Below are 26,581 nucleotides of genomic sequence, written 5' to 3' on the forward strand. Positions count from 1 at the left end.
TCTACTCCTCGGTCTGCGTGGGGAACGAAAGCTTCGCCACCTGCTCGACGGCGGTGCGGATCTGCGCGCGGGTCGGCTGCAGCGCCAGGTCCAGCTCGCGGGCGAACGGCAGCACCGCGCCGTCGGGGCGGGTGATCCGCTTCGGTGGCGCGATGAGGCGCATCTGCTCCGCGGCGGTCGCCAGGATCTCCCCGCCGATGCCGCAGGAGCGGTTGGAGTCGTCGACGACGACGAGCCGGCCGGTGCGCTCCAGCGACGCGGCGAGCCCGGCCCAGTCGAACGGGTGCAGCGTCCGCGGGTCGAACACCTCCACCGACACGGTCCCGGCGAGCTCCTCGGCGACGGCGAGCGCGTCGTGCACGAGGTGGCCGACCGCGACGACCGTCACGTCGTCGCCGGGGCGGTGGACGCGGCCGACGCCGAGCGGCACCGGCGCGAGCGTGGCGAAGTCGACGTCGTCGCGGACCCCGATCGCGCCCGCGGGGGCGAACACGATGACGGGGTCGTCGTCGCGGATCGCGGTCAGCAGCAGGCCGTAGGCGTCGGCGGGGGTCGCGGGCACGACCGTCTTCACGCCGACGTGGGCGAAGAGGCTGTACGGGTGGTCGGAGTGCTGCCCGGCCCAGCCGCCGCGGGAGCCGGAGCTCGGCAGCAGGTAGGTGACCGGGACGTTGATCTGCCCGCCGGTCATCAGCGAGAACTTGTGGGCCTGGTTGGCGATCTGCTCGAACGCGAGGAACAGCAGCGCCGGGATCTGGAACTCGATCACGGGGCGCTGGCCGGCCATCGCGGCGCCGGTCGCGAAGCTGGTGAACCCCTGCTCCGAGATCGGCATGTCGACGACCCGTTCGGGGCCGAACTTCTTGAGCAGGCCGGTGGTGACGTTGCTGACCGCGACGCCGACGTCCTCGCCGAACACGACCACGCTCGGGTCGGCGGCCATCTCGGTCGTCAGCGCCCGGTTCAGCGCCTTCAGGTACGACAGGTTCGGCATCAGGAGACCCCCGCCCTGGCCCGCAGGCCGTCCGCGTACAGGTGGTCGAGCGCGCCGGCCGGGTCCGGCAGCGGGCTGTCGACGGCGAACCGGACCGCCTCGTCGAGCAGCGCCTCGATCTCCGCGTCGATCCGGTCCCGGTCCGCTTCCGGGATGCGGGAGCCCTGCAGCGCCACCGGGTCGCGCTGGACACCGAGCGCGACCTCGTCGTCGGTGCGGTACCGCGGCCGCGCCGCGTGCTCCCAGGTGTGGTGGGCGTCGAAGCGGTAGGCGACGCACTCGATGAACGAGGGGCCGCCGCCGGAGCGGGCCCGCTCGACGGCCTCGGTGGCCGCGGCGAGCACCGCCTCCGGGTCGCTGCCGTCCACTGTGGACGCCGGGATGCCGAACGCCTCGGCCCGGCCGGTGATCGAGCCGGCCACCGCCTGCTCGACCCGGGTGGTGGTGGCGAAGCCGTTGTTCTCGCAGACGAGCACCACCGGCACCTTCCACAGCGACGCGAGGTTCATCGTCTCCAGGACGACGCCCTGGCTGACCGCGCCGTCGCCGAAGTAGGTGACGGCGACGAGGTCCTTGCCGGCCCGCCGCGCCGCCCACGCCGCGCCCGTGGCGATCGGCACGGCGGCGCCGACGATCGCGTTGGCGCCGAGGATGCCGAGGCCGAAGTCGGCGGCGTGCATGGAGCCGCCCCGGCCGGCGTTGAGGCCGGTCGCCCGGCCCGCCAGCTCGGCCAGGGTCCGGGCCGGGTCGGCGCCCTTGGCCAGGACGTGCCCGTGGCCGCGGTGCGTGCTGGTGATGACGTCGCCGGGGCGCAGCGCGGCGCAGGTGCCGGCCGCGATCGCCTCCTGCCCGATATACGGGTGGATCCCTCCGACGATCGTGCCGTCCCGGACGAGCTCGATCGCGCGTTCCTCGAACCGTCGGATGAGGCGGACCGTCCGGTACAGCCCGGCGGCGTCAGTCACGTGGTACTCCTTCAGAACAGAGAGCCGCGGGCTAGGCCGCGAGGACCTTCTCGTCGATCTTGGCGAGGATGCCGCTCCAGAGCTTGGCGCGGGCGACGAGGGCGAGGTTGATCGTCTCCACGCACTCGTTCCACTTGTTCTCGTCGTCGCCGCACAGGTCGGTGACCATCTGCATGGCCATCGGCGTGTGGAACTCGCCGTCGACCTCGATGTGCCGCTCCAGGTAGTCGACGAACGTGCCGAGCTGGCCGCCCTGCTCGTTGACCTTCACGACCTGCTGGAACATGTCGGGGATCAGGTCCTCGCGGCCGAACGCGAACGCCGCCGCCTGGCAGTGGATCGGCGCGGTGTCGATGAGGTGCCAGGTGAGCCCGACGAACTCCGCCGACGCCTCGGGCACGCCCGCGGCCGCCATCGCCGCCGGCACCGGGGTCTTGTCCCGCAGCAGCTGGATGAAGGCGTCGATGACGGTCGTGTCGGCGCCGGCCTCCTGCATGCCGAGCAGGTACAGCTCGAAGTGGCTGATGAAGCCGCCGCGCAGCTCGTCGCTCTCCTCGACCAGGACGATGTCGTTGATGAGCCGCCGGCTGCCGGTCGGCCCGGTCGGGATCCACGGCACCTCGACGCAGGTGAGGTTGCGCTGCAGCGACTTCAGCAGCGACATGAAGTCCCACACGGCGAAGACGTGGTGCTCCAGGAACGTCTGGATCGCCGGCAGGCTGTCCAGGCGGGCGTAGATGGGGTGGGTGACGACGTCGGTGCGGGCGTCGGCGATCAGCGCCTCGAGCCGGTCGATGCCGGGGTGCCGCTGACCCCAGTCGTATCGGGACATGTGAGCCTCCTGAAAGTGTGTTAGGCCGTACGCCACAGCACGGGGCAGTACTCGGGGTCGGAGTAGTCGGGACGGCCGTCCTCGGTCCGTCGCACCAGCACGTCGTGGTTGTAGGCCACGAGATCCCCCGTGCTGAGCTGGAACGGGCGGAACGCGTTGGCGCCGTCCTGCAGGTGGAAAGAGATCGCCCGCCGCGGCCGGTCGCTGCGGTTGGCGCCGCTGCCGTGGTACGTGCGGCAGTGGTGGAAGCTCATGTGTCCCTTGGGGATGATCATCGGGACCTTGGTGACCTTGGCGTTGTTGTACGCGGCGTTGTCCGCGAGCATCACTTCCAGGTCGTCGTTGTCGCGCTCGGCGAAGTGCCGGGTGGTGGTGTCGTCGGCGCCGATCTCCTCCCAGCGGTGGGAGCCGTCGACCATCGTGATGGTCCCCATCTCCTCGTCGCAGTCGTGGAAGGGGATGAACGCGGTGAGCATGTTCTCCGACGTGCACGAGGCCCAGTAGTGCCGGTCGAAGTGCCACGGCACGACGTTGCTGGGCTCGCCCGCGATCGGCGGCTTGTAGATCAGCGTCGACTGGAAGACGCGGATCTCGTCGGCCTTCGCCAGCCGCGCGGCGACCGCGCCGAGCAGCGGCTTGCGCAGGATCCGCGCGAGCGGGTCGCTCTCGTAGTGCACGTAGTCGTTGTGCCGTTGCACGTCGCCCTTGGACGGCTCCCAGTAGGCGAGGCGCGGCGGCCGGGCCGGTAACGAACGGGACCGCTCACCGGCGTAGTACCGCTCGCTCGCCGCGACGAGCTCGTCGACCTCGTCGTCGGTGAAGATCTTCTTGGACAGGTACCAGCCGTGCTGGGCGTAGTGCTCGACGTCGTCGTCCGACGGCAGCAGCGCGAGCTCGTCGTCGGTCAGCGCGAACGCCTGCGTGGGCGAGATGGTCAAGGTCTATGTCCTTTCAGGAGTAGGACTGGGGGAGGGGTCAGCTGCGCAGGCCGTCTGTGGTGTCGCGCACCGCGGCGAGCTCGCGCTCCTTGGCCGCGTACAGCGCGGGGATGTTGCTGGTGCCGAACGTCCGGGCGCCGTGCCGGTCGATGAGCTCGAGGAAGTACGTGCGGCGGATGTGCGTCGACTTGGCGAAGATCTGGTACATCTGCCCCCAGTGGTCCCGGTCGACGAGGATGCCGAGCGGGCGCAGCTGGTCCACGGGCACGTCGACGGCGCCGAGGCGGGACTCGAGCACGTCGTAGTAGCTCGCCGGGGTCTGCGCGAACTCGACGCCCTTGGCGCTGTACGCGCGCACCGCGTGCACGATGTCGTGGGTGCTGTAGGCGATGTGCTGCACGCCGGCGCCCTCGTGCCACGACAGGAAGTCGTCGATCTGGCCGGCGCGGCGGCTCAGGTCCGGCTGGATCAGCGTGAACGTGACGCCGCCCGACGGGCTCTGCACCACCTTCGACTGCATGCCCTGCTCGCCGACCTCGATGTACTCCTGAAAGATCATGGTGAAGCCGAAGACGCGCTCGTAGTACTGGACCGTCGCGTCGAGCTCGCCGGCCTGCAGGCAGATCGCGGCGTGGTCGATGGTGTGCAGCAGGTCCGCGTCCGTCGGCGCCGCGGGCGCGCCGGTCATGTCGACCGCCCCGGGCAGGAAGGCGCCGTCGCCGGCGGTGCGCTGCACGAGCCGGTGCGTCACGTCGCCGAAGCCGGACACCTCCGCGGTCACGACCGTCGAACCGCCCTGCTCGAACCGCTGCGGCGGCTGGATCGGGGTGGCGCCGGCGGCGACCGCCTCGGCGTACGCGGTCTCCACGTCGGCGCAGCCGAACGCGATCACGGCGACACCGTCGCCGTGGCGGGCCACGTAACGGCTCGCCCGGTGTTCGCCGCTGAGGCCGGAGGTGAGCAGGATCCGGATGTCGCGCTGCCCCAGCAGCACGCTGCGCTGACCCGTGAGGCCGGTTTCGGGGCCGCCGTGGCCGTAGACGTGGAAGCCGTACGTCTCGCACAGCTGGTGCGCCGCCTGGCGCGCGTCGCCGACGAACATCTCGATGTGGTCGGTGTCGAGGATCTGCATGGCCTGCTTCCCTTTCGGGTTCTGATCGGTCGTTCCCAGGGGTCTGTGACGCGCTGGCGTCACGCCGTGCGTGTCCAGGCGGACTCCGGCCGGCCGAAGACGAGGCTCACGTTGTGGCCACCGAAGCCGAAGGAGTTGGACAGGACGTGGGTCACCTGCGCGGGGCGGGGTTCGCGGAGGTGGTCCAGGTCGCAGGCGGGATCCGGCTCGTCCAGGTTGTGCGTCGGCGGGAGCAGCCCGCGGAGCATGGCGTGGACCGACACCGCGGCCTCCACCACCCCGGAGGCGCCGAGCATGTGGCCGGTCACGCCCTTCGTCGAGCTGACCGGCGGGGCATCGGCACCGAAGACCGCGCGGATCGCGGTCGACTCGGCCACGTCGCCGAGCTTGGTGCTGGTGCCGTGCGCGTTGACGTAGCCGACGTCCCCGGGAGCGATCCCGGCATCGGCGACGGCCCGGCTCATGCAGGCGGCGGCGGCCGACCCGTCGGGGCGCGGGGTGGTGGGGTGGTGTGCGTCGTTGGTGGCGCCCCAGCCGACGATGTCGGCGTACCGGCGGGCCCGGCGCGCCTCGGCGTGCTCGGCGCGTTCGACGACGAAGACCCCGGCGCCCTCGCCGAGGACGAGCCCGTTGCGCCGCCGGTCGAACGGGCGGCTGGCGGCGGTCGGGTCGTCCCAGCCCCGGGCGAGCGCCCGGGCGTTGCCGAACGTGTCGGCGAGGGTCGGGAAGAGCGGCGCCTCGCTGCAGCCGGCCACGACGACGTCGGCCTCGCCGGCGCGCAGCAGCCGCACCGCCTCGCCGATCGACTGGGCGCCGGCGGCGCACGCGGTGCCGATGGAGGAGCTGTACCCCTGGATGCCGTGGCGCATCGCGACCCGGGCCGCGCCCATGTTCGGCAGCATCCCGGGCAGCAGGTAGGGGCTGACGCCGAGGCGGCCCTTCTGCGAGCGCAGCACCGCCTGCGCGTCGAGGGTCGCCAGGCCGCCGGTGCCGGACAGGATGATGGCGATCCGGAACGGGTCGACGTCGCGCCCGACCTCGATGCCGGCGTCCTTGAGGGCCTGCTCGGCGGCGGCCATCGCCATGATGATGTACCGGTCGACGACGCGGGTCTCCGGCGCCGGCAGGACCGACGTCGGGTCGATCGGCGGCGAGAACGCGGCGACGTCGGCGGACCCTGCCAGGGGGTGGTCGGCGGGGGGCCGCACGAGCCCGGACCGGCCCTCGCACATCGCGTCGAAGACCTCGGCGCCCGTGCCGCCGACGGGGGTGACGAGCCCGATCCCGGTCACCGCGACGGATCTGCTCATGCTGTACCCCTTTCGACCACGACGACCGCGGACGCGGTGTCGTGGCTGGTTCCGGTGATGGCCTCGGGCACGGTGGCCTGTTCGAGGAGGACGAGGAGGACCTCGCCGGCGTCGCCGTCGGCGAGCAGCAGCCGGGCCACGTCCAGCCCGGCGTCGGTGCTGTCGACGCACACGACCGGGCCGGTCAGGCCCCACTTCGCGGCGACGTGCCCGGCGACGGCGTTGGGCACCGACTGGAAGAAGAACAGCGGCCCGATCCGGCCGCCGGTGTCGACCGCGGTCGCGACGTGGGCCGCGCTGGCCGCGTCGCCGGTCGAGGTGACGAGCACGATCGCCGTCACCGCCGGTGGAGCGCTCTCAGCGCGGCGCTGCAGGCAGCGGCCGGCGGTGGCGGCGACCAGCGGGTTGAACGACGAGTGGACGAACCCGGCGAGCTTCGGCAGCTCCTCGTCGCCCGGTTCCGGCCAGTCGGCGGCGGCGACGACGTCGAGCCCGGCGCGGGTGGCCAGGGCGGTCAGCGGCGGGATCTCCTCGACGAACAGCTCCGCCGTACCGAGACCCTGCTCCCGCTCGTTCGGGTCCAGTACTAATCCGGTCATGCCGATCCCACCAGCAGCGCGGTGTTGGCGCCGCCGAACGCGGCGTTCAGCGACAGGGCGTAGGACGGGGTCGCCGCGGTGAACCCGTCGAGGACCAGGTTCAGCGGGCAGTGCTCGTCGGCGGCGAGGAACCCCGCGTTGACCGGCAGCCGGCCGGTGCGCAGCGCGTGCAGGGTGACGATCAGCTCGAGGACCCCGGACGCCTCGAGGGCCTGGCCGTGCAGCGACTTCGTGGAGGAGACCGGCACGGTCGCGGCGTGCTCGCCGAGCGCGGTGCGCAGCGCCGTGGCCTCCGCGACGTCGCTCTGCGCGGTGCCCGAGCCGTGCGCGTTGACGTATCCGAGGTCGCCCGCGCCGATCCCGGCCCGCTGCAGCGCGGCGGTGATCGCACGGGCGAGCCCGTGGCCCTCCGGGTGCGGCTGGCACGGGTGGTACGCGTCGCCGGCCCGTCCCCAGCCGGCGAGGCGGGCGAGCGCCGGCACGCCACGCTCGCGGGCCGCCGCGGCGGACTCCACGACGACCGCGCCGGCACCGTCGCCGAGCAGCAGGCCCCGGCGCCCGTCGCTGAACGGGCGGACCTGTCCGTCAGTGGACAGTGCACGGCCCGCGTCGAAGAGGGAGAACTGATCGGCGTCCACGAGGTACCCACCGGCCACCACGATGCGGTCGAGCTCGCCGCGGGCGATCGCCGCCGCCGCGTCCGCGACCGCCGTGCTCGCCGCGACGCACGCCGAGGTGTACGCCCGGATCCCCGCTCCCAGCGGCAGGTCCCCGGCCAGCCCGGTGCCGGCGGCGAGCGCGGCGGTGAACGCGGTGCTGCTGTGCCGGCGGCGGTCGGCCTCGGCCACCCTGGCGAGGGCCGGATCGCCGTGCAGGGCGAGGAAGAGCGGTGCGCCCGCCCGCTCGGCCGTGCTGAGCTTGGCCTCGTCACAGGCCTCGTCGACGACGCGCACCAGCTCGTCGGTGAAGACAGGGGAGCCGGGCATGGCCGCGGCCACCCCGACCCGCCGTCCCGTCACGTCGAAGCGGTCCACCGGCTGGAACGCGGGAGTGCCGGCGTCCAGGCCGTCGGCCAGGGCGGTCATGCCCCGGCCGAACGCGCTGAGCACGGCCGCACCGGTCAGCACCACCTCACCCGGACCGCGCCGAACGGTCATGGTGGCGGTCATCGTGAACCCGTCTCGACCTTCAGTTCCTGGAGGACCTCGAGCGTCCCGCTCACCGTCGACATGCGGGCGAGGGCGTCGTCATCGAGGTCGAGCGGCACGCCGTAGTGCTGTTCGAGCTGGTGGACGAGCCAGGCGAGCTCCAGGGAGTCGATCCCCTCGGCGACGTCCGCGGGCGACCGGTCGCCGTACGTGGCGAGCATCGCCACGACGTCGTCGCGGGTTGGTGCAGCGGCCACGCTCAGCTGCCCGCCGTGGCAGCGGCGGACCGGCGCTCGGCGACGGCGGCGATGAACTCGCCGACGGTCATCCCGGCCAGCTTCTCCGCCTCGTCGTCGTCGAAGCGCACGCCGAAGCGGTCCTCGACGCGGACGGCGAGCTCGGCGAGCGACAGCGACTCGAGGTCGGCGCCGGCCGGGCCGAGCGCGGTGTCGTCGTCGATGTCCTCGACGCTGTAGTTCATCTCGGTCAACGAGTCCAGCAGGAACTGGCGAATCTCCTGGTCGGTCGTCTCGCTCATCGTGCGTGGTTCCCTTCCTTGACAGGTGCCGGCGCGACCGGGTCGGTCGCGCCATCGGTCACGTCTGTTCCCACCCGCTGCGCCGGGATGGCGCCCGCGGTCGAGCCCGGGGCGGCGGTCGCCGGGGCCGAGGCGGCCAGCAGCGCGGCGCGGTCCCGGACGAGCTTGCCGGTGGCGGTCCGGGGCAGCTGCTCCACGACCTTCAGCACGCGCGGGCGCTTGAAGCCGGCGAGGCGCTCGGCGAGCCGGTCCTGGACCTGCGCCGCGGTGGCGCCGTCGCGCAGCATCACGTACGCCTCGATCGCCTTGTCGTAGGTCACGACGGCGCTGGCGACGCCGGGCAGCGCGGCAAGCGTGTGCTCGACCTCGGTCAGGTCGACCTTGAGGCCGCCGACGGAGACCTGAGAGTCGCGCCGGCCGTGGATGCGCAGCCTGCCGGTGGCCTCGTCGACGCTGCCGGCGTCCTTGGTGTGCAGCCAGCCGTCGGCCCAGCGGGCGGGGTCGACGAGGCCGAGGTACGGCGACGCGGGCAGCGACACGAGCAGCTCGCCGGCCTCTTCACGGACGGTGAGACCGGGTGCGGGGGTGAGGGAAGGGCGGTGCTCGCCGAACAGGTCGGTGGCGATGACCCCGACCTCGGTCATGCCGTACATGTTGCCGAGCCGGATGTCGTAGCGGTCGACGAAGCCGGCGTAGACCTCGGCACGGACCAGTTCCCCGCCGGTGGTCATGCCGGTCAGCTGGGGGAGCCTGGGCGGTGTCTGCACCGAGGAGAGCAGCTCGATGTGGAAGGGGACGCCGAGCAGGGTGGTGGGCTCGGGCCCGGCGGCGACGGCGGACAGGATGCCGTCGGCGGTCATCCGCGCCGGCACCACGAGCTGAGCGCCGGCGTGCAGGCCGTAGAGCAGGCCGCCGACCAGACCGAGCACGTGCACCATGGACGCGAGCGAGACGATCCGCTCGCCGCCCTGCGGCACCCCCGCGCCGATCTTCACATAGCGTTCGATCTCCTCGACGAGGTTCGCCGCGGTGCGGGCGATGACCTTCGACGGGCCGGTCGAGCCGGAGCTGAGCTGGATGAGCGCGTGCGTGGTGTCGGCGGGCCGCCCCGGGTAGGTGGCGACGCGCTCCTCGATCTCGACGAAGCCGCGCAGCGGCCCGCCGGTGACGTGCTTGGCGGTGACGACGACCTGCGGTGCCAGTCGCTGCAGGGCGTTGTCCGTCTCGTACGCGGTGAGCCGGTGGTCCAGCAGGGCGGCGCGGGCGCCGAGGCGCCAGGCGGCGAGGAGGTTCGTGACGAACGCGAGCGACGGGGCGAGGGACAGCGCGACGGACCCGCCGGCGCCGAGGCCGGCGGCGGCGAGCACGGACTGCTTGGCGGCGACCAGCGTGCGCAGGTCCGCGCGGGTGACGGGGGTGTCGAAGACCAACGCGACCTGGTCGGCGGGGCCGGCCAGCAGCACCTCGTCGACCCAGGACGGGTCGAGCGGGGCGGGCTGGGTTTCGAGCACGGCGTCGGTCACCGGCGAACCCCTTTCTCCGCGCGCGGCCGCGCCGCCGACCGGTCGGCCCGCGTTGGCCGGCGATCAGCGTGTGCAGCCCCCGATTGAACACACTGGCGAGAGCCGGGAGCAGGCCTGCGGTCACCGGCACGAATCACGCCCGGACACAATGCGCAGGAAATAGTCACCCCGACTAGCCATAGACCTTACGCAATCAAAGCCGTTTTACAAGAGTGCACAACCCGACTGTGCCGCTGTTTGTCCGTTCTGCCATGCCTACGTCCGCTAAGAATCGTTTGCTTCGATACGTTCTCCATTCGGGCAGGTCACTGGCGTGTTCTGTGGAACTCCCAGGTCAATCCAAGTTCGGGGGACACCTGACCAGTGCCAAAAAGGGCATTACGCGCAACTGGCGGCGCACCGGATAGAACCGGTATCTAACCTGAGAACACTCGCCTCCCGCCCAAGCTAGTGCGCTACGGTGCGTAAACGCCACGATTGACCCGCGTCGACGTCGGGTCGGGCCGATATACCGATTCGCCATGTATGGCGACATGATGAGGCTCCTGCTGCGCGATCTCCGACAGGCCAGGCCACGGCCTGTCCCGGACGATGTAACGTGCATTGACAAGCGTCGGCGCGCCGCCCATACAATGGCCGGGCTCCGTGCGTGCCTATCCAGGAACGCCCCATAGCTGGTGATCCCATTCGGAGATTTGCGACTGTGAAAGCAAATGCCAGTTCCGCATACCCGTCCGCACCGGCCGGGGCCGGGCTGAACGCCGCCGTCGAGCGGTATTACGACACCACCCTGGACCTGTACGAGGACCTGTGGGGCCAGCACGTGCACCACGGCTTCTGGGACATCGGTGAGCGCCCCGGCAACGACGACGACCGGCACGCCGCGACCGACCGTCTGGTGCGGGAGCTGGTCGACTTCGCCGGCATCCCGGCCGGCGCCCGCGTCCTGGACGTCGGCTGCGGCATCGGCGGGCCGGCGATGCACCTGGCCGGGCCCCTGGGCTGCGCCGTCGAGGGGGTCACCCTCAGCGCCGCGCAGGCCGCCCGCGCCAACGAGAAGGCCGCGGAGCTGGGCCTCGGCGAGCGCACCAACTTCCGCCAGTGCGACTTCATGGCCAACGACTATCCGGACGCGTCGTTCGACGTGGTCTGGGCCGTCGAGAGCCTCATGCACATCGCGGACCGGGAGGCGTTCTTCGCCGAGGTCCGGCGGGTGCTGAAGCCCGGCGGCATCGTCGCGATCGCCACCTGGTCGGTCCGCGACGGCGAGCTCACCGCCGAGGAGGCCCGGGTCGTCGACCAGATCCTGCGCCACCAGGTCATGCCCAGCTTCTCCTCCCTGGAGGAGCACGAGCGCCTCGCCGCCGCCGCCGGGTTCGCCGACATCGCGATCGTCGACTGGAGCGGCAACGTCGCCAACTCCTGGGAGCCCGGGTTCGCCCAGGTCAAGGAGCTCGACAACGGCCGGTCGATGATGCGTGACCTGGCCCGGGACCGGGGCGTCGACGTGCTCGGCTTCTTCTACGCCGGCCCGCTGATGCTCAAGGGCTTCGAGACCGGCGCGGTGACCTACGGCGCCGTGCGCGCCACGAAGCCGGCGGCAGAGGACTGATCATCGTGGCCGCGTCCCACCAGGAGATCGTCGAGCTGCTGCGCCAGGTGACCGGCGAGGACGAGGACTGGGCGGCCGGCGTGACCCCGTCCACCCGCGTGGACACGGACCTGTTCATCGACAGCCTGGAGATCGTTGAGCTCGGTGCGCGGATGCGCGACGTGTACGGCGTGGACCTCCCCTCGTACATCGGCGGCCTCGACCTGCAACAGCTCATCGACCTCACCGTCGCGGATCTCGCGGAGCTGACTGCCGCATGAGTCGGTTCCTGTTCCTGAGCCTGCCGCTGACCGGCCACGTGAACCCGATGGTCGCGGTGGCGAAGGTGCTGCTCAGCCGGGGGCACGAGGTGCTGTGGGCCGGCTCGGAGTCGTTCCTGCGACCCCTGGCCGGGCCCGACGCGGTGATCCACCCGATCCCGCTGCGCGCCCACCGCGGCCAGGCCGAGCGCGGCCTCGACGCGACCCGCTCGCGGTGGGAGGGCTACATCCTGCCGCACACCAAGTACACCCGCAAAGGCGTCGAGGCGGCCGTCGAGGCGTTCCGCCCCGACCTGCTCGTCGTCGACCAGCACGCGATCGCCGGCCCGATCGTCGCCCACCGGTTCGGCCTGCCGTGGGCCACCGTCGCGTCCAGCGCGATGGAGCTGACCAGGCCGTTCGCCCGCGGGCTGCCACAGGTCGAGGCGTGGATCCAGGCGCGGATGCGGGAGGCGTGGACCGTCGCCGGCCACGACGGCGAGCCGCCGTGGGACCTGCGGTTCTCCCCGGACCTGCTGATCAGCTTCCTCGGCGAGGACCTCCTCGACGACCCGTCGCAGCTGCCGCCGAACACCGTCACCGTCGGCCCGTCCCTCGCGGAGCGCGCGCCCGACCCGGACTTCCCGTTCGACTGGCTCGACCCGGACCGCCAGCACGTGCTGGTCACCATGGGCACGCTCAACATGGACCAGGCCGCGCACTTCTACCCGCGCATCCTGGCCGCGATCGAGCCGCTCGGCGAGCGGCTGCAGGCGGTCGTCGTGGCCCCGCAGGGCACCATCACCGGCGAGCCGGGCCACGTGCTGGTGCGCCGGCCCGTGCCGGTGCTGGACCTGCTGCCGCACCTGCACGCGGTGGTCGGTCACGGCGGCGCCAACACCGTCAACGAGTCCCTCGTGCACGGCGTGCCGCTGCTCGTCGCCCCGATCAAGGGTGACCAGGCGCTCATGGCCTCGGCGGTGGCGCGGGCCGGCGCCGGGCTGCGGGTCTCCATCGACCACGCCCGGCCCGAAGCGCTGCGCGCCGCGCTGCTCGACCTGCTCGACGACCCCCGGTACGCAGAGGCGGCGCGGGTGACGGGCAAGCGACTGCTCGCGGGCGGTGGCGCCGAGGCCGCCGCGACGGCTCTGACCCAGCTCCTCCCCCTCCAGCACCACGTCTGAAAGCGAGCAAGGCTGTGAAACTCCTGCGTGACACCTGGTTGATCTTCCAGCGGCACATGCTGCTGATGCTCCGTTCGCCGTTGTGGGTCGTCCTCGGCGTGGCCCAGCCGGCGGTCTACCTGATCCTGTTCGCGCCGCTGCTCAAGCCGGCGCTCGCGTCGGTCGGCGCCAACTCGATGAGCGACGCGTACAAGATCTACGTGCCCGGCATGCTGATCGCCCTGGCCCTGGCCGGTGGCCTGTACGTCGGCTTCGGGCTGCTCGGCGACCTCGCCAACGGCGTCATCGAGCGGTCCCGGGTGACCACGGTCAGCCGGGTCGCGCTGCTGCTGGGCCGGTCGCTGCGCGACGTCGTCACCGTCATCGTCCAGTCGATGATCATCACGATCCTGTCGCTGCCGTTCGGCGTGTTCGTCAACATCGGCAGCCTGCTGCTCGGCTACGCGATCCTCGCTCTGTGCGCGCTGTCGTCGGCGTCGATCTCCTACGGCATCGCGATCCGCGTCGCCAACCCCAGCGTGCTGGGCCAGGTCGTCAACAACATCGCCCAGCCGCTGATGCTGCTGTCCGGCACCCTGCTGCCCCTCGCGCTCGCGCCGCTGTGGCTGCGCACCGTCGCCGACTTCAACCCGTTCAACTGGGCGGCCAAGGGGCTGCGGGCGCTGTTCATCGGGCACACCAGCGACCCGGCCATCTGGCAGAGCATCGCCATCACCGCCGGCCTCATGGTGATCGCCGTGATCTGGTCGGCCCGCACATTCTCGCGCTCGGTCCGGTAAGGGAGCACTCTCATGATCAAGATCAAAGGGTTGAAGAAGGTCTACAAGTCCGGCCGGGGCAAGAAGGCGACCAGCGTCGAGGCGGTCAAGGGCATCGACCTGGACGTCGCGCAGGGCGAGATCTTCGGCTTCCTCGGCCCGAACGGCGCCGGCAAGACCACCACGCTGCGGATGCTCGCGACCCTGATCTCCCCCGACGACGGCGAGGCGACGATCGCGGGCGCGAACCTGCGCGCCGAGCCCGAGGCCGTGCGGCGCGTCATCGGCTTCGTGGCCCAGGGCGGCGGCACCACCGACGACGTCAGCGGCCGCGAGGAGATCGTGCTCCAGGCCCGCATGTACGGCATCGGCAAGGCCGAGGCGGAGAAGCGCGCGGAGGCGGCCCTGGCCGCGTTCGAGCTCACCGAGTTCGCCGACCGCAAGTGCAAGACCTACTCCGGCGGCCAGCGCCGCCGCGTCGACATCGCGATGGGCATCATCCACCAGCCGCAGGTGCTGTTCCTGGACGAGCCCACGTCGGGCCTCGACCCGCAGAGCCGCGCGCACATGTGGGACGAGATCCGCCGGCTGCGGGCCGAGGGCATGACGGTCTTCATCACGACCCACTACCTCGACGAGGCCGACGCGCTGTGCGACCGCATCGCGATCATCGACCACGGCGAGATCGTCGCCGAGGGTACCCCCGCGGACCTGAAGCGCGAGATCTCCGGCGACGTCGTGACCGTGGTCGTCGGTGACGAGGCCGAGCGGGCCGGTGAGCTGCTCGGCAAGCAGCCGTTCGCCAACGGTGTCGAGGTCCGCGAGGACAACGAGCTGCGGCTCAACGTCGAGTCCGGGGACTCGGCGATCCCGCAGATCATGCGGACCCTGGAGGGCGCCGGCATCAAGCTCGAGACGATCGAGCTGCACCGGCCGACCCTCGACGACGTCTTCCTCACCAAGACCGGACGGTCGCTGCGCGACTGATCCGCCCATGCACGAGCAAGGGGGCGCGGCCTGTACAGGCCGCGCCCCCTTCGCCGTTCTCAGAACCGGTCGCCGCCGAGCGTCTGCGCGAAGCAGTCCTGCATGGTGGTCATCACGGTGTTCACCGAGTCGCGGTCGAAGCCGGACCGGTTGACCCGGAACATCAGGTTGAGCGAGGTCAGGCCCCGCACGATGAGGTAGAAACCGGGTCCGGTGGTGCGGCCGTGGTCGAAGAAGTCGATCTTCGGCGCGACGAGGTGGTCGTCGGACGGGAAGCCGGGCGGGGCGAGCATCGGGTTGTAGTAGAACCCGCGGTCCGCCGGCGGGTCGAGCTTGGCGTGCTCGTCGCGGATCTGCCAGATCGCGTCCGGTGAGCAGACGCCGTTCTTCAGCGCGTTGAACGCCTTCCAGTGCACCTTCGGCAGGATCTCGGTGAACGGCTCGGCCGGGTCGAGGTCCAGCAGCAGCGGCGCCCACTGGTTGAGGCTGGTCACGACCCTGGCGTGCTGCTCGTCGAAGCGGTTCGCCGACATCGGGAAGAGCAGCACCTCCTGCTCGCCGGTCGCGGCCTGGATGCCGCGGTAGTACGCGGCGAGGATCAGGCTGGCGAGCGTGACCTCGAACTTCGCCATCGCCTCGTGCGCCTGCGGCATCGGGATGCCGGTCTGCAGCACCGCGCCGACGGGGTCGAGCTCGCCGGTCTCGTGCCGCCGGGGCGCCGCGGCGATGGTGCGCCGCCAGTACCGCTCGGCGTTGCGCAGCCGGCCGCTGCCCTCGCCGGTCTGGTTGAGGGCGAGCTCGAGGGGGCCGGGCGCCGGCGGCAGGTCGGTGCCGCCGAGGATGGTCTCGAAGTCCTCGCGCAGCACGACCGAGGCGACGCCGTCGCCGGCCATGTGGTTGACCACGACCAGCACCTGCCGCGGCGCGTCCCCCTCCAGGAGGATCCACGCCCGCCAGGGCAGCTCGGAGAGCGCGTCGATGGCGCGGCGGATCTCCGCGGCGTCCTTCTCCTCGCGCTCGGCGACGTCGGCGGTGCCCTGCCTGACCTGCGCGAGGACCTCATCGGCGGTGTGCGCGGCGATCCGCTGCCGGGGGAAGCCCTCGGGGTCGATGACGTAGGTGGTGCGCATCGAGGCGTGGCGCATGGCGACGGCGCCGAGCGCGGCCCAGACCTGCTCCTGCGTCCAGTCGCCCTCGGGCAGGTCCCAGACGAAGGACAGGTTGGCCTCCCACAGCCGGTCGGGTGGGAACCGCTCGATGTCGCGCCAGACGGACAGCTGCCCGACGGTTGCTGGGTACGTCTCATCGCCGGACACGATGTGCCTCCAGATGGTGCTCGTTGCGGTGGTCGATCGCTTTCGTGGGGGGAGCCCGCCCGGTGGGGCGGCGCGGCGCCCATGCCCGTCGGGTGCCGTCCCGTCCTGACCGGCGCGGGCTCCCTTTCCTCATTCGGTGCTGTGGTGCTGTGTCATGTGATGCGGGGGGCTGGATCAGCCACCCGACACGACGCGGCTGGAGACGACCCGGCTGGAGACAACCCGGCTGGAGACGACGCGGCTGGAGACGACGCGGCTGGAGACAACGCGCATGAAGTTCACCTCCTCATATCGTTTGGCACATCACAGTGCGATATGGAATGGCAGAGCACACCACCTCCGTCGCCTTCACGACGAATCAGCGGAAGGGCCCTGCGGTCATTTTGAACGACCGAAGTCTATGACCGCCAGAAGCATCACCCCGACTGTGGATCGTGTCAACCGTTCACGTTACCGCTTTGGAAATTTTCAATGCGTTTCGTATCTCCCGGGCGCTTCCGCGAAAATCGGACATAACGATCGTTAAAATTCGGACCTTCAGGCATTGATTGGATGAGATCAATATTCGCCTCTTTCGTCAGGTAGAAGACAGCCGATAGGCTTCGAAGCAGTGCTTGCAGGGTGGGCCCGCGGGATCGTGCGGGTCCGAACAGGTCGGGATCCTGACAACGTGCAGATGGTCCCTTTCGAGCACTCTCCAGTGACCTGGCGAGGGAGGTGCGAAATGAAGGCTGCTCAGCTGCGTGGCAACAACGCCCAGCTCCGGAACGCTCGGCTCTAATCCTGTTGTGGCGGCCGGTCGGCACGGCGCAGGCGTCGCCGACCGGCCGCCACGCAGTCAGGGGCCGATGTGGCCTGCGCGTACATCGACGATCGCGAGGCGAGAGATCATGGCGGAGACTGCAACGGCGCAGCGGATTCCCGTGCACTTCGAGGGTGCGGGATCGGGTGTCGAGGAATTGACCTGGGGTCAATGGGCTGCATGGCGATCCATGGAGCTCGGCGGTGGCCGGGTCGACTGGGCCGGCGGCACGATGCCGTTGCTCGACGGCCAGACGATCGATCAGATCGTCATGGAGATCGCGTTCCTCATGAGCCGGCATCAATCCCTGCGCACCAGGTACCGCATCGGCGAGGACGGCCTGCCCCGGCAGGTGCTGGCGGACACCGGCGAGCTGTTCATGGAGATCGTCGACGCGGGGCAGGACGACCCGGCCGACGTCGCCGAGGCCCTCGACGCCGCGTACCGCGACGCGCCGTTCGACAACGCCGAGGACTGGCCGGTGCGCGTCGGGGTCGTGTGCCGCGACGGGACCCCGGCGTGGTTCGTCGCGCTGTACTCCCACATGGCGATCGACGCCTACGGCATCGAGGCCATCATCAACGACCTGCCGAACCTGGACCGGGCCACCGGCGAGCACCTCGCCCCGGTCGCCGGCGTCCAGCCCGCCGACCTGGCCCGCCAGCAGCGGGCGGGCGCGGCCCGGCGGCAGCACACCGCGTCGCTGCGGCACTGGGAGAAGCAGCTGCGCGAGATCGCGGCCCAGCGCTTCCCGGCGGTCGAGGCGCCGCCGTCGCCGCGGTACTGGGAGGCCAGCTACTCCTCGCCCGCCGCCTACCTCGCGCTGGGCCGCATCGCCGAGCGGACCAAGGCGCACAGCAGCACGATCCTGCTCGCCGCGTACATCCTCATGCTGGCGCGGGTGTCGGGCGATCCGACCACCGTGGTGCGGATGCTGGTAAGCAACCGCTTCCGGCCCGGCTTCAAGGAGTCCGTCGCCGGCCTGGCGCAGAGCGCCCTGTGCGTCGTGGACACCGCCGATGTAAGTTTCGACGACCTCGTCGCCCGCGTCTGGAAGGCGCAGCTGACCGCCGGCATGCACGCCTACTACGACCCCCGCGACCTGTGGGACATGATCGCCCGGGTGGGGCAGGAGCGCGGCGAGGCCCTCGACCTGCAGTCCTACTTCAACGACCGGCGCCGGACCATGGCCGTCGCCGAGGTCCTGCCGCAGGCGAGCCCGCAAGACATCAACGAGGCCCTGTCCAGAAGCCGACTGCGGTGGGGCTCGAACAACGACGATCCCGCGGCGACGGTGTTCTTCCTGATCAATCCCGTGCCCGACACGGTCGACATCGGCCTGCGCGTTGACACCCGGCGGGTGGCGCCGGACGATCTGGTGGCGATTCTGCGGGGGATCGAGGAACTGGTGGTCGCCGCCGCGCTCCAGGACGAGTCTCCGGAAGAGCTTCAGGACGAGCCCCAGGACGAGCCCCAGGACGAGCCTCAGGAGTAGCCGATGCACGTCGCCACATCGCGGACCGCCGTCGCCTTCGACGGCGCCGACGCCGGCACCGGGCCACTGACCTGGGGCCAGCGGGAGATCTGGCAGACGATGCGACGCACGGGCAGGACGTTGAACATCGGCGGCACCGTCGCCCTCGCCCCGGGCACCACGGTGGACGGGCTCGCCGCCACCCTGGGCCGCCTCGTCGGCCGTCACCAGGGGCTGCGCACCCTGTTCGACCTCGACGGCGCCGAGCCGCGGCAGACCGTCCACGCATCGGGCACGGTCGACCTGGAGGTCGTCGCGTCCTCGGAGGAGGGCGCGGAGGCGACGGCCGAGGCGTTGCGCAGCCGGTACGAGTTCACGCCGTTCGACCTCGCGCGCGAGTTCCCCGTCCGGTGGGGTGTGGTGACGACCGGCGGCGTGCCGAGCCACCTCGTCGTGCAGTACTCCCACCTCGCCGTTGACGGGTTCGGCATCGACGCCCTGGTCCGCGACCTGCCGAACCTGGACGAGCCCGTCACCGGGGTGCGCGCCCTCGAGCTCGCGCACCGCCAGGCGCTGCCCGCCGAGCGCCGGCACAGCGCGAAGTCCCTGCGGCACTGGGAGGCGTCGCTGCGGGACCTGCCGGCGGAACGCTTCGGCTGGTCCGACGACCCGCGCACGCCCCGCTTCTGGGAACTGGTCTGCCACTCACCGGCGCTGCACCTGGCGCTGCAGGTCGTCGCCTGCCGTACCGGCGTCGAAACGGGACACGTCCTGCTCGCCGCCTACGGCGTCGCCCTGGCAGAGGTCACCGGCCGCACGCCGAGCGTCGCGCAGGTGCTCGTCAGCAACCGCTTCCGCCCCGGCTTCGCCGACGCCGTCTGCCACCTCACCCAGCCCGGCATCTGCGTCATCGAGACCGGCGGCGACCTGGACACTGTGGCGCGGCGGGTGTGGCGGTCCGCGACGAGCGCCTACCTGCACGGCTACTTCGACCCCGCCGAGCACCGGGCGATGCTCGACCGGCTCGCCACCACCCGCGGCGAACCGGTCGACGTCTCGTGCTTCGTCAACGACCGCCGCGGCCCGGCCGGCGCGGTGCCGGAGGTCCCTCCGACGGCCGAGCGGATCCGGGCCGCGCTGCCGCGCACCACGCTGCGCTGGGACCGCCGGCTGCCGACCTACGACGGCACCTTCTACCTGCAGGTCGACGCCGAGCAGGACGCGATCGGCCTCGCGATCTGGGCCGACACGCACCGGCTCTCCCCGGCGCAGGTCGAGGCCTGCGCCCGCGGCATCGAGGCCGCCGCCGTCGGCGCGGCGCTCAACCCGCCGCCCGTCACGGCAGCTTGATCGACTGCGGCGTCGAGAACACGTCCTCGGGGTCGTAGCGCAGCTTCACCTGCTGCAGGCGCGGGTAGTTCGCACCGTAGTAGGCGCCGGCCCAGTCGGTCAGGTCCCGGCTGGCGTAGTTCTGGTACACCTCGCCGGTCAGGTGCGGGGAGAGCTGCTCGACGAACCCGTCGATCCACGCCACGTTGCGGTCCGTGTCCTCGTCGCGCTGCCACTGCGCGATGACGGAGATGTAGTGCAGCGGCGCCCGGTGCACGAACGCGGTCGCGTCCGGGGTGACCCGGCCGATCTCGCCGCCGCCGAGCAGGTCGAAGCGGACCATCGAGTAACCCGACGGCATCCGCCGGAAGTTGTCCAGGATCGTCGCGAACGCCGGCTCGTCGAACCCGTCGGCCGTGAAGTAGCCGCCGAGCCACTTCGACTGCAGCCCGTACACGATCTCCTCGCCCATGCCCTGCATGAGGTCGAAGTAGGAGGTCTCGCCGATGGAGCTGAACAGCGGCTCGCCGAGCGCCTCGATCGGCTTGAGCGCCTCCGCCGCCTCCGCGGGCGGCCCGACGTACAGGCCGTACATGACGACGACCTGCTCACCGTCCGGGTACGGCTCGGTGGTCAGCAGCAGGCAGAACGCGAGCCGGTCGTCGTTGCGTTCGGCGTACAGGTCGCGGTAGGCGCGGAACACCTCCTCGGCCCGGTCGACCGGCCACGCCACGACACCGCCGACGACCGTCTTCGGCAGCGGGTTCAGCCGGTACGTCAGCGACGTCACCACCCCGAAGCCCGCGCCGCCGGCGCCCCGCAGGGCCCAGAACAGGTCCGGGTGCTCGTCCTCGGTGACCCGCAGGATCGTCCCGGACGCGTCGACGACCTCCGCGGCGACGATGTGGTCGCAGCCCAGCCCGTACGTCCGGCCGAGCGGGCCGTAGCCGCCGCCGAGGCTGTAGCCGGCGTTGCTGACGGTCGGGCACTCGCCGCCGGGCCCGGCGAGCCCGTATTCGAGGCCGTCGTCGCCGGTGAACGAGTGCTCGACGTAGGTGACCTTGTCGATGTCGCGCCAGCCCACGCCGGGGCCGACCGTCACCGTGCGCGCCTGCGCGTCGAGGCTGACCGACCGCAGGCCGCCGACGTCGATCACGACGCCGTCCTCGACCAGCGACAGCCCGGTGGCGTGGTGCCCGCCGCCGCGGACGGCCAGGGGCAGGCCCTGCTCCCGGGCGAACGCGATCGCGGCGGCGACGTCGCCGGCGTCCGCGCACTGCGCGATCAGCGCCGGCCGGGTCCGCACCCGGGTGTTGAACAGGACCCTCGCGGCCTCGTAGCCGTGGTCGTAGGGGGTCACCAGGGTGCCGTGGAAGCTGTCGCGAAGTCGCGCAAGATCGAGCCGCACCCGCAGATCTTGTCATCGACCGGATTCGTCGGCAAGCAGCCGCAGGACGGCCACCTCGCCGAGTGCCTGGTCGCTCGCCGCCCGCTCGGGGATCGTGATGCCGTCGCCGTACAGGTCCAGGACCCGCGGGTCCACATAGGACGCCCTGGCGACGGCCGGTGTGTTGCCGAGGAACTCCGACACCTCCCGCATCACGCTCGGCACGGCTCGCCCTGTGACCTTCGGCTCCCGCGCGAGCAGCCGCGCCGCGAGGACCGTGCCGTGCCACGTGCGGAAGTCCTTCGCCGAGATCTCGGTCCTGCCGATGTCGCGCAGGTAGTCGTTGATGTCGCCGCTGCGCACGTCGACCCGCCGCCGCCCGTCGCGGAAGGCCAGCAGCCCGCCGCCGTCGCCGTCGCACTCGCCCTCGCACTCGCCCTCGCACTCGCGCTCGCGCTCGCACTCGCGCTTCATGAGCTTCTTGACGACGGCCCGGACGTCCGCGTCGGCGACGTCGACGGACCGTTCGATGCCGCCCTTCGCCGGGTAGCGGAACCGGACCGCGCCGCGGGGCAGCGCGACGTGCTCGCGCAGCAGCGTCGCCAGCCCGAACGTGCCCGCCTCGCCGGTCGCGTACGCCTCCCCGCCGATCCGGAAGCGGCCGAGGTCCAGCAGCCGCACCGCGGCGGCGAGCACCTTCTCCCGGCCGAGCCCCCGCCCGCGCAGGTCCGCGGCGACCCGGTCACGGATCGCCGGCAGGCGCGCGCCGACCTCGAGGACGTGGCTCCGCCGGGTCGGTCAGGGCGGTGCCGTCGGCGCGGTGGTAGGTGAAGCCGCGGCCCCGGCCCTTCCTCCGGTAGCCACCCTTGCCGGGTGTGATGCGCCGCAGCCGCATGCCTCCCCCTGTCTCCCGCTGCCGCTCGTTTCGGTCGCTTATGAGAGCCAGTCGCGGACCTTCCGGCGGGTGGCGCGGCGGCGGGCGCGGGGGAGCTGGGCGAGGGCGATCCGGCCGTGCTCGGCCTGACGGGCGTGCAGCAGCCCGTACGTGAACGCGTTCTCCCGCTCGCCGAAGGCGTGCATGCCGTACTCGCGGAGCAACTCGGCGGTCACGTTGGCGTCCTGGTGGGCGCCGAGCACGTCCTGCAGGTCGGTGAGCCGGTCCGCCAGCTTCGCCGCGGGCTTGCCGGCGACGGGGGTGGCGAGCTCGGCGGCGTACCGGGCGCGCTTGTACGCCTTCCGCGCCTCGTGCAGCCGTTCGTCGCGGAGGCGCCCCGGCGGGGGTGCGGTGCCGCCCACGGCCCCGGCGGTGGTTTCGGGCGTGTTCACGGCGGTGGTCAGGCGGCGGTCGGCGCGGCGGACCGCCCGGCGCGCGAGGTGCCGCAGCTCCTGCTTGGCGACCCTGCCGGAGCCGCCGACGGCCGCGACCAGCGCGTCCAGGTCGTTGAGGAGGGTGATGTACCGCTGGCTGTCCAGCCCGGCGATCAGCCGCCGGCGGGCCTGCGCGGTCCGGGCCGCCAGCAGCTGGGCGATCCGCGCCGCCACCGGCCCGATGACCAGCTCCGGCGGCTCGGCGGCGAGCAGCTCGGCGAGGCGCTGCGCCATGACGTCGCTGTCGCGGACCTCGCCGAGCAGCCCGGTCAGCCACTTGATCTCGTCGTGCAGCCGGTCCAGGTCGCCCTCGGAGGCGTCCATCAGCGGCGCGAACGTGCGCAGCGTCGAGCGCAGCCGCCGCGTCGCGACCCGCATCTTGTGCACCGCCTCGGCGTCGCCGGCGCGGGCCTCCGGGTCGAGGGCGACGACGGCGTCGCGCTGGGTGCGGACGTAGTCGACGACCGCCCGTCGTCCCGCGCTCTTCACGCGGGACTCGGTGACGGGCGCCGGGTGGTCGGGGCCGAGCGCGCGGGACAGCTTCGACGGCGACGCCGACGGGCGGGCGCCGGCCGCGCGCAGCGCCTCGTCGATGCGGGCGAGGTCCTCGGGTGAACCGTCGACCAGCTCGACCTCCAGCTCCCGCCAGCGCTGCGCGACCCCGGCACCGACGAGCGACTCGGTGGCGACGGTGTCGTCGGCGACGAGCGCGATCGTGGTGCCGTCCGCGGTCTGCAGGCCCTGCTCGACGCGGTGGGTGCGGATGCGCGCGACGGGGCGCAGCGGCTCGCCCCGCGTCAGCGCCCGGATCTGCGTCGCGACCTCGGCCGGAGGCGTGCGCTGCTTGGCCGTCGCGGGCACCTGCAGTTCGCTGCGCTCCCCGCCGGACGGCCGTTTGAGGTGCCAACCGGCGTCGTTACCACCGGTGCGGCGGCGCAGCGTCACCTTGCTGGAAGTGAGGCGCAGCCCCGCGGTGTCGTAGTAGGTCGCGTCCAGACGCTGGTCGTCGGGAGCTGTAACCGTGGCCACATCAGCGATTCCGATCATCGAGGGCATCGCGAAGTCGTCGGGCAGCTCGTACTTCCGTTCCACCTCAAGCTTTTCGGCCATGTTCCAAGCCTATCGACAGAACTCCGTGTGGCGAAAAGGTAAACAGGAAGCCAAGAAAAGATGGCTCAGACCCTGTCGGTTCGAAGGTTTGGCCGCTACGGTGTTGGCAGCGCAAGGTTTTCGGGCCACTCCGGTCCGCGGACGCGCTTCCCACGGAGAGGAGTGCACCCCATGGCGAAGAAGTCGAAGAAGGACAAGAAGAAGGACAAGAAGGGCAAGAAGAAGTAACTCGCCCGCTCTGTGTCGCCCCCGCCCGTCACCCGGTGCGGGGGCGACAGTGCGTTGTGGGCCCGGTGCGGTGTGGGCGCGGGCGGGTGTGACGTGGGTCAGGTGTGTGGTGTCGCGGTGTGGTGTCGCGGTGTGTGGTGGCGCAGGTGTGTGGTGGCGCAGGTCACCCGCCTTCACCCGCCGGCATGAGCCTACCCAGCCTGAGGTGTTTCGTTGCGAATTCCGCGCAATCGACGGGACGTAACCTAGGTCAGGTGAGCTGGCTGGTGCGCGCCGTGACGTCGTCCGTGATCGGGCAGCGGGTCCGTTTCGCCGCGCGGATGCTGCGCGACTGGCGGCTCACCGTCGCGTGGGGCAAGTCGCTGCTGCGCAGCGGCGTGACCTCCGTCGTCGTCCTCGCCGTCACGTTCTGGCTGCTGCCCGGCGTCACCGCGACCGGCGGCCCCTGGGCGCTGGTGGAGCTCGCGGTGCTGCTCGCCCTCATCGGCACCCTCATGCGGCTCGTGCTCTTCGGCGTCGCCGTCGTCGTCGGCGGGCTCGGCGTCCTGCTCGTCGGGGTGCTGCTGCAGACCGCGGTGATGTTCACCGCGCTCCAGGTCGCCGAGGGCGTCTCCGTCGGCAGCGTCATCGACGCGTGGGTCGCCAGCTGGACCGCCGCCGTCCTCACCGCCCTCGTGAACTGGCTCGCCGACGCCGGCAGCGACGACGTGTTCCTCGGCCAGACGCTGCGCCAGATGGTGCGGCGCAACCAGGACCACCGCGCCACCGCGCCAGGGGTGCTGTTCGTGCAGCTCGACGGCCTGTCCGCGCCCCTGCTGTCGTGGGCCGTGAAGGCCGGCAACCTGCCCAACCTCGGCAAGTGGCTGCGCACCGGCACCCACGCCCTCGTCCCCTGGCACACCGGCCTGCCCGCGACGACCCCGGCGAGCCAGGCCGGCATCCTGCACGGCAGCGAATCCGAGGTGCCGGCGTTCCGCTGGTACGAGAAAGCCACCGGACGGCTCGTCGTCACCAACCGCCCCAAGGACGCCGCGGACGTCGAGGCCCGCATCTCGACCGGCCGCGGCCTGCTCGCCGACGGCGGCGCCAGCATCAGCAACGTCTTCTCCGGCGACGCCCCGACCAGCCTGCTCACCTTCAGCAACGCGGGCCTGCCGGGCCGCACCGCCCGCGGCTACCTGGCGTTCGTCGCCAGCCCGTACGGCTTCGCCCGCGCGATCGTCCTGTCCGTCGGCGAGATGCTCAAGGAGATCCAGCAGGCCCGCCGGCAGCGTTTCCGCAACGTCTACCCCCGCGTGCCGCGCACGGGCGCCTACGTGGCGCTCAGGGCCGTCACGAACGTCCTGCTGCGCGACCTCAACGTCTCCCTCATCGCCGAGCAGATGACCCGTGGCGCCCCCGCCATCTTCTGCGACTTCGTCGACTACGACGAGGTCGCCCACCACGCCGGCCCGCTGCGCCCCGAAGCGATGCAGACCCTGGAGGGCCTCGACCGGGTCCTGGGCACCCTGCACCGCCTCGCCCAGGTCGCCGGCCGCCGCTACGAGATCGTCGTCCTCTCCGACCACGGCCAGAGCCAGGGCGCGACCTTCTCCCAGCGGTACGGCCAAACCCTCGAACAGGTCGTCGCCGACATCGCCGGCCACGTGGCCGCCTCCACCCCGGGCCCGAACGACGACGAGCGCGCCCGCGCGCACAACCTGCTGCTCGCCGTCGCCGGCAAGCCCGACCGCACGACCCCTCCACCACCGCCCGCCCCGGTCGTCACCGTCGCCTCCGGCAACCTGGCCATGCTCTACCTCACCGAACACCCCGGCCGCGCCACCGTCGAGGACATCGGCGTCGCCCGCCCCGCCCTCATCCAGGGCCTTGCCGAACACCCCGGCATCGGCCTCGTCGTCGGCCTCTCAGCGGTAGACGGCCCGGTCGCCTTCGGCCCCGCCGGCCGCCACCGCCTCCGCGACGGCCACGTAGACGGCACCGACCCCCTCCTGCCGTACGGCCCCCACGCCGCCCGCGACCTCCTCACCCACCAGGCCATGACCAACGTCGGCGACCTGGTCCTGATCAGCCGCGTCGACCACGGCACCGACGAGGTGGCCGCCTTCGAGGAACTCGTCGGCTCCCACGGCGGCATCGGCGGCTGGCAGACGGAGGCCGTCCTCGTCCACCCGGCCGGCTGGTCCACCCCTGCCCCCACCCCGACCGGCCCCGCCGCAGTCCACCGCCAGCTGGTCCAGTGGCTCACCGACCTCGGCCTGCGCACAACCCCCGCCCCCGACGCCCTCGCCGCTTCGACCCCCGCCGCCCTTGGCAACGCCGTCCCCGCCGCCGACGCCTCCACCCAGGCCGCCCCCGCCCCCGCCCCCGCCGCCGACGCTTCCGCCCCCGCCGCCGACGCTTCCGCCCTCGACGCCGACGCTTCAACCCCCGACGCCGACGCCGACGCTTCCACCCACGCTGCCCGCGGCAACGCCGTCCCCGCCGCCGACGCCTTCACCCACGCCGCCCCCGCTGACGGTGCCCCCGCAGCCGGCGCCCCTGCCAACGATGCCGCAGGCAACGATGCTGCCACTCACGCCCCTGGCGGCATGCATCCTCTTCCCGAGCCCCGCGACACTGACCGCCGGTCAAGGGCCGCTGAGATCTTGGACTGAATGCCCGCTGCTGGGCATGCTCCGGGCTTACCCACATCGTCCCGGGAAGAGTGGGCGTCGGTCGCCGCTGGTCGGCTGCACCGCACGCAGGTCTCCGCTGCACCGCCGCCGCCGTCGCTCCTGCGAGATCCTGGACCGAAAGGGCTGCTGC

General features: G+C 71.9%; 23 protein-coding genes. 8 read left to right on the forward strand and 15 right to left on the reverse strand.

Going from position 1 to position 26,581, the window contains the following annotated elements; genetic code table 11:
• Position 1 precedes the first annotated feature (1 nt).
• The 11 genes from AB0J72_RS45800 to AB0J72_RS45850 all read right to left on the reverse strand — a co-directional run bounded on the left by AB0J72_RS45800 (position 2) and on the right by AB0J72_RS45850 (position 9,979).
• A complete protein-coding gene (locus AB0J72_RS45800; protein ID WP_363411797.1) occupies positions 2 to 994 on the reverse strand; it encodes a transketolase C-terminal domain-containing protein in 993 nt (330 codons plus the stop codon).
• Positions 994 to 1,959, reverse strand: a complete 966-nt coding sequence (locus AB0J72_RS45805; RefSeq protein WP_363411799.1) for a thiamine pyrophosphate-dependent dehydrogenase E1 component subunit alpha — start codon at positions 1,957 to 1,959, stop codon at positions 994 to 996. The genes AB0J72_RS45800 and AB0J72_RS45805 overlap by 1 nt, the downstream gene beginning before the upstream one ends.
• Positions 1,960 to 1,990: 31 nt before the next feature.
• Positions 1,991 to 2,791, reverse strand: coding sequence for a DUF3050 domain-containing protein (locus AB0J72_RS45810; protein WP_363411801.1), 801 nt, complete (start codon positions 2,789 to 2,791; stop codon positions 1,991 to 1,993).
• A 20-nt stretch (positions 2,792 to 2,811) separates the two neighbouring features.
• The gene (locus tag AB0J72_RS45815; protein WP_363411803.1) at positions 2,812 to 3,729 is read right to left on the reverse strand and encodes a phytanoyl-CoA dioxygenase family protein; all 918 of its coding nucleotides are present in this window, start codon (positions 3,727 to 3,729) and stop codon (positions 2,812 to 2,814) included.
• 37 nt (positions 3,730 to 3,766) lie between these two features.
• Positions 3,767 to 4,861, reverse strand: coding sequence for a 4-hydroxyphenylpyruvate dioxygenase (gene hppD, locus AB0J72_RS45820; protein WP_363411805.1), 1,095 nt, complete (start codon positions 4,859 to 4,861; stop codon positions 3,767 to 3,769).
• 59 nt (positions 4,862 to 4,920) lie between these two features.
• Entirely contained in the window at positions 4,921 to 6,171 is a 1,251-nt protein-coding gene (locus tag AB0J72_RS45825) for a beta-ketoacyl-[acyl-carrier-protein] synthase family protein (RefSeq protein ID WP_363411807.1), read from the reverse strand.
• On the reverse strand, positions 6,168 to 6,680 hold the full coding sequence (locus AB0J72_RS45830; protein ID WP_363411886.1) for a beta-ketoacyl synthase N-terminal-like domain-containing protein: 513 nt from the start codon (positions 6,678 to 6,680) through the stop codon (positions 6,168 to 6,170). The genes AB0J72_RS45825 and AB0J72_RS45830 overlap by 4 nt, the downstream gene beginning before the upstream one ends.
• A gap of 86 nt (positions 6,681 to 6,766) precedes the next feature.
• On the reverse strand, positions 6,767 to 7,927 hold the full coding sequence (locus AB0J72_RS45835) for a beta-ketoacyl synthase N-terminal-like domain-containing protein (RefSeq protein WP_363411809.1): 1,161 nt from the start codon (positions 7,925 to 7,927) through the stop codon (positions 6,767 to 6,769).
• An 8-nt stretch (positions 7,928 to 7,935) separates the two neighbouring features.
• Positions 7,936 to 8,139, reverse strand: a complete 204-nt coding sequence (locus tag AB0J72_RS45840) for a phosphopantetheine-binding protein (RefSeq protein WP_344502797.1) — start codon at positions 8,137 to 8,139, stop codon at positions 7,936 to 7,938.
• Positions 8,140 to 8,177: 38 nt separating this feature from the next.
• Complete coding sequence (locus AB0J72_RS45845) at positions 8,178 to 8,456, reverse strand: acyl carrier protein (protein WP_344502394.1); 279 nt, start codon at positions 8,454 to 8,456, stop codon at positions 8,178 to 8,180.
• The gene (locus AB0J72_RS45850) at positions 8,453 to 9,979 is read right to left on the reverse strand and encodes a fatty acid--CoA ligase family protein (protein ID WP_363411811.1); all 1,527 of its coding nucleotides are present in this window, start codon (positions 9,977 to 9,979) and stop codon (positions 8,453 to 8,455) included. Before AB0J72_RS45850 ends, AB0J72_RS45845 begins: the two co-directional genes overlap by 4 nt.
• A gap of 703 nt (positions 9,980 to 10,682) precedes the next feature.
• On the opposite strand from AB0J72_RS45850, the gene AB0J72_RS45855 reads away from it, so the two are divergent.
• The 5 genes from AB0J72_RS45855 to AB0J72_RS45875 are packed head-to-tail and all read left to right on the forward strand — an operon-like array spanning position 10,683 to position 14,759.
• The gene (locus AB0J72_RS45855; RefSeq protein WP_363411813.1) at positions 10,683 to 11,591 is read left to right on the forward strand and encodes a methyltransferase domain-containing protein; all 909 of its coding nucleotides are present in this window, start codon (positions 10,683 to 10,685) and stop codon (positions 11,589 to 11,591) included.
• 5 nt (positions 11,592 to 11,596) lie between these two features.
• Positions 11,597 to 11,851 carry an acyl carrier protein gene (locus AB0J72_RS45860; protein WP_344502390.1) on the forward strand — a complete coding sequence of 85 codons (255 nt, stop codon included), beginning with the start codon at positions 11,597 to 11,599 and terminating at the stop codon, positions 11,849 to 11,851.
• Positions 11,848 to 13,014 (forward strand): glycosyltransferase, encoded by a 1,167-nt coding sequence (locus tag AB0J72_RS45865; protein WP_363411816.1) that lies wholly within the window; start codon positions 11,848 to 11,850, stop codon positions 13,012 to 13,014. The genes AB0J72_RS45860 and AB0J72_RS45865 overlap by 4 nt, the downstream gene beginning before the upstream one ends.
• 14 nt (positions 13,015 to 13,028) lie before the next feature.
• A complete protein-coding gene (locus AB0J72_RS45870) occupies positions 13,029 to 13,793 on the forward strand; it encodes an ABC transporter permease (protein ID WP_344502388.1) in 765 nt (254 codons plus the stop codon).
• Between the two features lie 12 nt (positions 13,794 to 13,805).
• Positions 13,806 to 14,759: an ATP-binding cassette domain-containing protein gene (locus AB0J72_RS45875; RefSeq protein WP_360561347.1), complete on the forward strand. Its 954-nt coding sequence runs from the start codon at positions 13,806 to 13,808 to the stop codon at positions 14,757 to 14,759.
• A gap of 59 nt (positions 14,760 to 14,818) precedes the next feature.
• On the opposite strand, the gene AB0J72_RS45880 is transcribed toward AB0J72_RS45875, so the two are convergent.
• Positions 14,819 to 16,075, reverse strand: coding sequence for a condensation domain-containing protein (locus AB0J72_RS45880; RefSeq protein ID WP_363411819.1), 1,257 nt, complete (start codon positions 16,073 to 16,075; stop codon positions 14,819 to 14,821).
• Between the two features lie 992 nt (positions 16,076 to 17,067).
• Between AB0J72_RS45880 and AB0J72_RS45885 the strand changes: the two genes are divergently transcribed.
• The gene (locus tag AB0J72_RS45885; protein ID WP_363411821.1) at positions 17,068 to 18,372 is read left to right on the forward strand and encodes a condensation domain-containing protein; all 1,305 of its coding nucleotides are present in this window, start codon (positions 17,068 to 17,070) and stop codon (positions 18,370 to 18,372) included.
• A 3-nt stretch (positions 18,373 to 18,375) separates the two neighbouring features.
• Positions 18,376 to 19,701 (forward strand): condensation domain-containing protein, encoded by a 1,326-nt coding sequence (locus tag AB0J72_RS45890; protein WP_363411823.1) that lies wholly within the window; start codon positions 18,376 to 18,378, stop codon positions 19,699 to 19,701.
• Here AB0J72_RS45890 and AB0J72_RS45895 read toward each other — a convergent pair.
• The 3 genes from AB0J72_RS45895 to AB0J72_RS45905 form a co-directional block, all read right to left on the reverse strand.
• Positions 19,688 to 21,088, reverse strand: a complete 1,401-nt coding sequence (locus AB0J72_RS45895; protein WP_363411825.1) for an FAD-binding oxidoreductase — start codon at positions 21,086 to 21,088, stop codon at positions 19,688 to 19,690. The genes AB0J72_RS45890 and AB0J72_RS45895 overlap by 14 nt on opposite strands.
• A 12-nt stretch (positions 21,089 to 21,100) precedes the next feature.
• Positions 21,101 to 21,826: a hypothetical protein gene (locus AB0J72_RS45900; RefSeq protein WP_363411889.1), complete on the reverse strand. Its 726-nt coding sequence runs from the start codon at positions 21,824 to 21,826 to the stop codon at positions 21,101 to 21,103.
• Positions 21,827 to 22,000: 174 nt separating this feature from the next.
• A complete protein-coding gene (locus AB0J72_RS45905) occupies positions 22,001 to 23,545 on the reverse strand; it encodes a CYTH and CHAD domain-containing protein (RefSeq protein ID WP_363411827.1) in 1,545 nt (514 codons plus the stop codon).
• Between the two features lie 482 nt (positions 23,546 to 24,027).
• On the opposite strand from AB0J72_RS45905, the gene AB0J72_RS45910 reads away from it, so the two are divergent.
• A complete protein-coding gene (locus tag AB0J72_RS45910) occupies positions 24,028 to 26,430 on the forward strand; it encodes an alkaline phosphatase family protein (RefSeq protein ID WP_363411829.1) in 2,403 nt (800 codons plus the stop codon).
• Positions 26,431 to 26,581: the final 151 nt, after the last annotated feature.

It is taken from the genome of Dactylosporangium sp. NPDC049742, from assembly GCF_040674675.1.
In the GTDB taxonomy this organism is placed as follows: Bacteria; Actinomycetota; Actinomycetes; order Mycobacteriales; family Micromonosporaceae; genus Dactylosporangium; species Dactylosporangium maewongense.

Coding starts and splice junctions, on each gene's coding strand:
- AB0J72_RS45865 (WP_363411816.1), top strand. CDS start 11,848: ATGAGTCGGTTCCTGTTCCTGAGCCTGCCGCTGACCGGCCACGTGAAC.
- AB0J72_RS45875 (WP_360561347.1), top strand. CDS start 13,806: ATGATCAAGATCAAAGGGTTGAAGAAGGTCTACAAGTCCGGCCGGGGC.
- AB0J72_RS45825 (WP_363411807.1), bottom strand. CDS start 6,171: ATGAGCAGATCCGTCGCGGTGACCGGGATCGGGCTCGTCACCCCCGTC.
- AB0J72_RS45810 (WP_363411801.1), bottom strand. CDS start 2,791: ATGTCCCGATACGACTGGGGTCAGCGGCACCCCGGCATCGACCGGCTC.
- AB0J72_RS45890 (WP_363411823.1), top strand. CDS start 18,376: ATGCACGTCGCCACATCGCGGACCGCCGTCGCCTTCGACGGCGCCGAC.
- AB0J72_RS45840 (WP_344502797.1), bottom strand. CDS start 8,139: ATGCTCGCCACGTACGGCGACCGGTCGCCCGCGGACGTCGCCGAGGGG.
- AB0J72_RS45845 (WP_344502394.1), bottom strand. CDS start 8,456: ATGAGCGAGACGACCGACCAGGAGATTCGCCAGTTCCTGCTGGACTCG.
- AB0J72_RS45905 (WP_363411827.1), bottom strand. CDS start 23,545: ATGGCCGAAAAGCTTGAGGTGGAACGGAAGTACGAGCTGCCCGACGAC.
- hppD (WP_363411805.1), bottom strand. CDS start 4,861: ATGCAGATCCTCGACACCGACCACATCGAGATGTTCGTCGGCGACGCG.
- AB0J72_RS45885 (WP_363411821.1), top strand. CDS start 17,068: ATGGAGCTCGGCGGTGGCCGGGTCGACTGGGCCGGCGGCACGATGCCG.
- AB0J72_RS45835 (WP_363411809.1), bottom strand. CDS start 7,927: ATGACCGTTCGGCGCGGTCCGGGTGAGGTGGTGCTGACCGGTGCGGCC.
- AB0J72_RS45800 (WP_363411797.1), bottom strand. CDS start 994: ATGCCGAACCTGTCGTACCTGAAGGCGCTGAACCGGGCGCTGACGACC.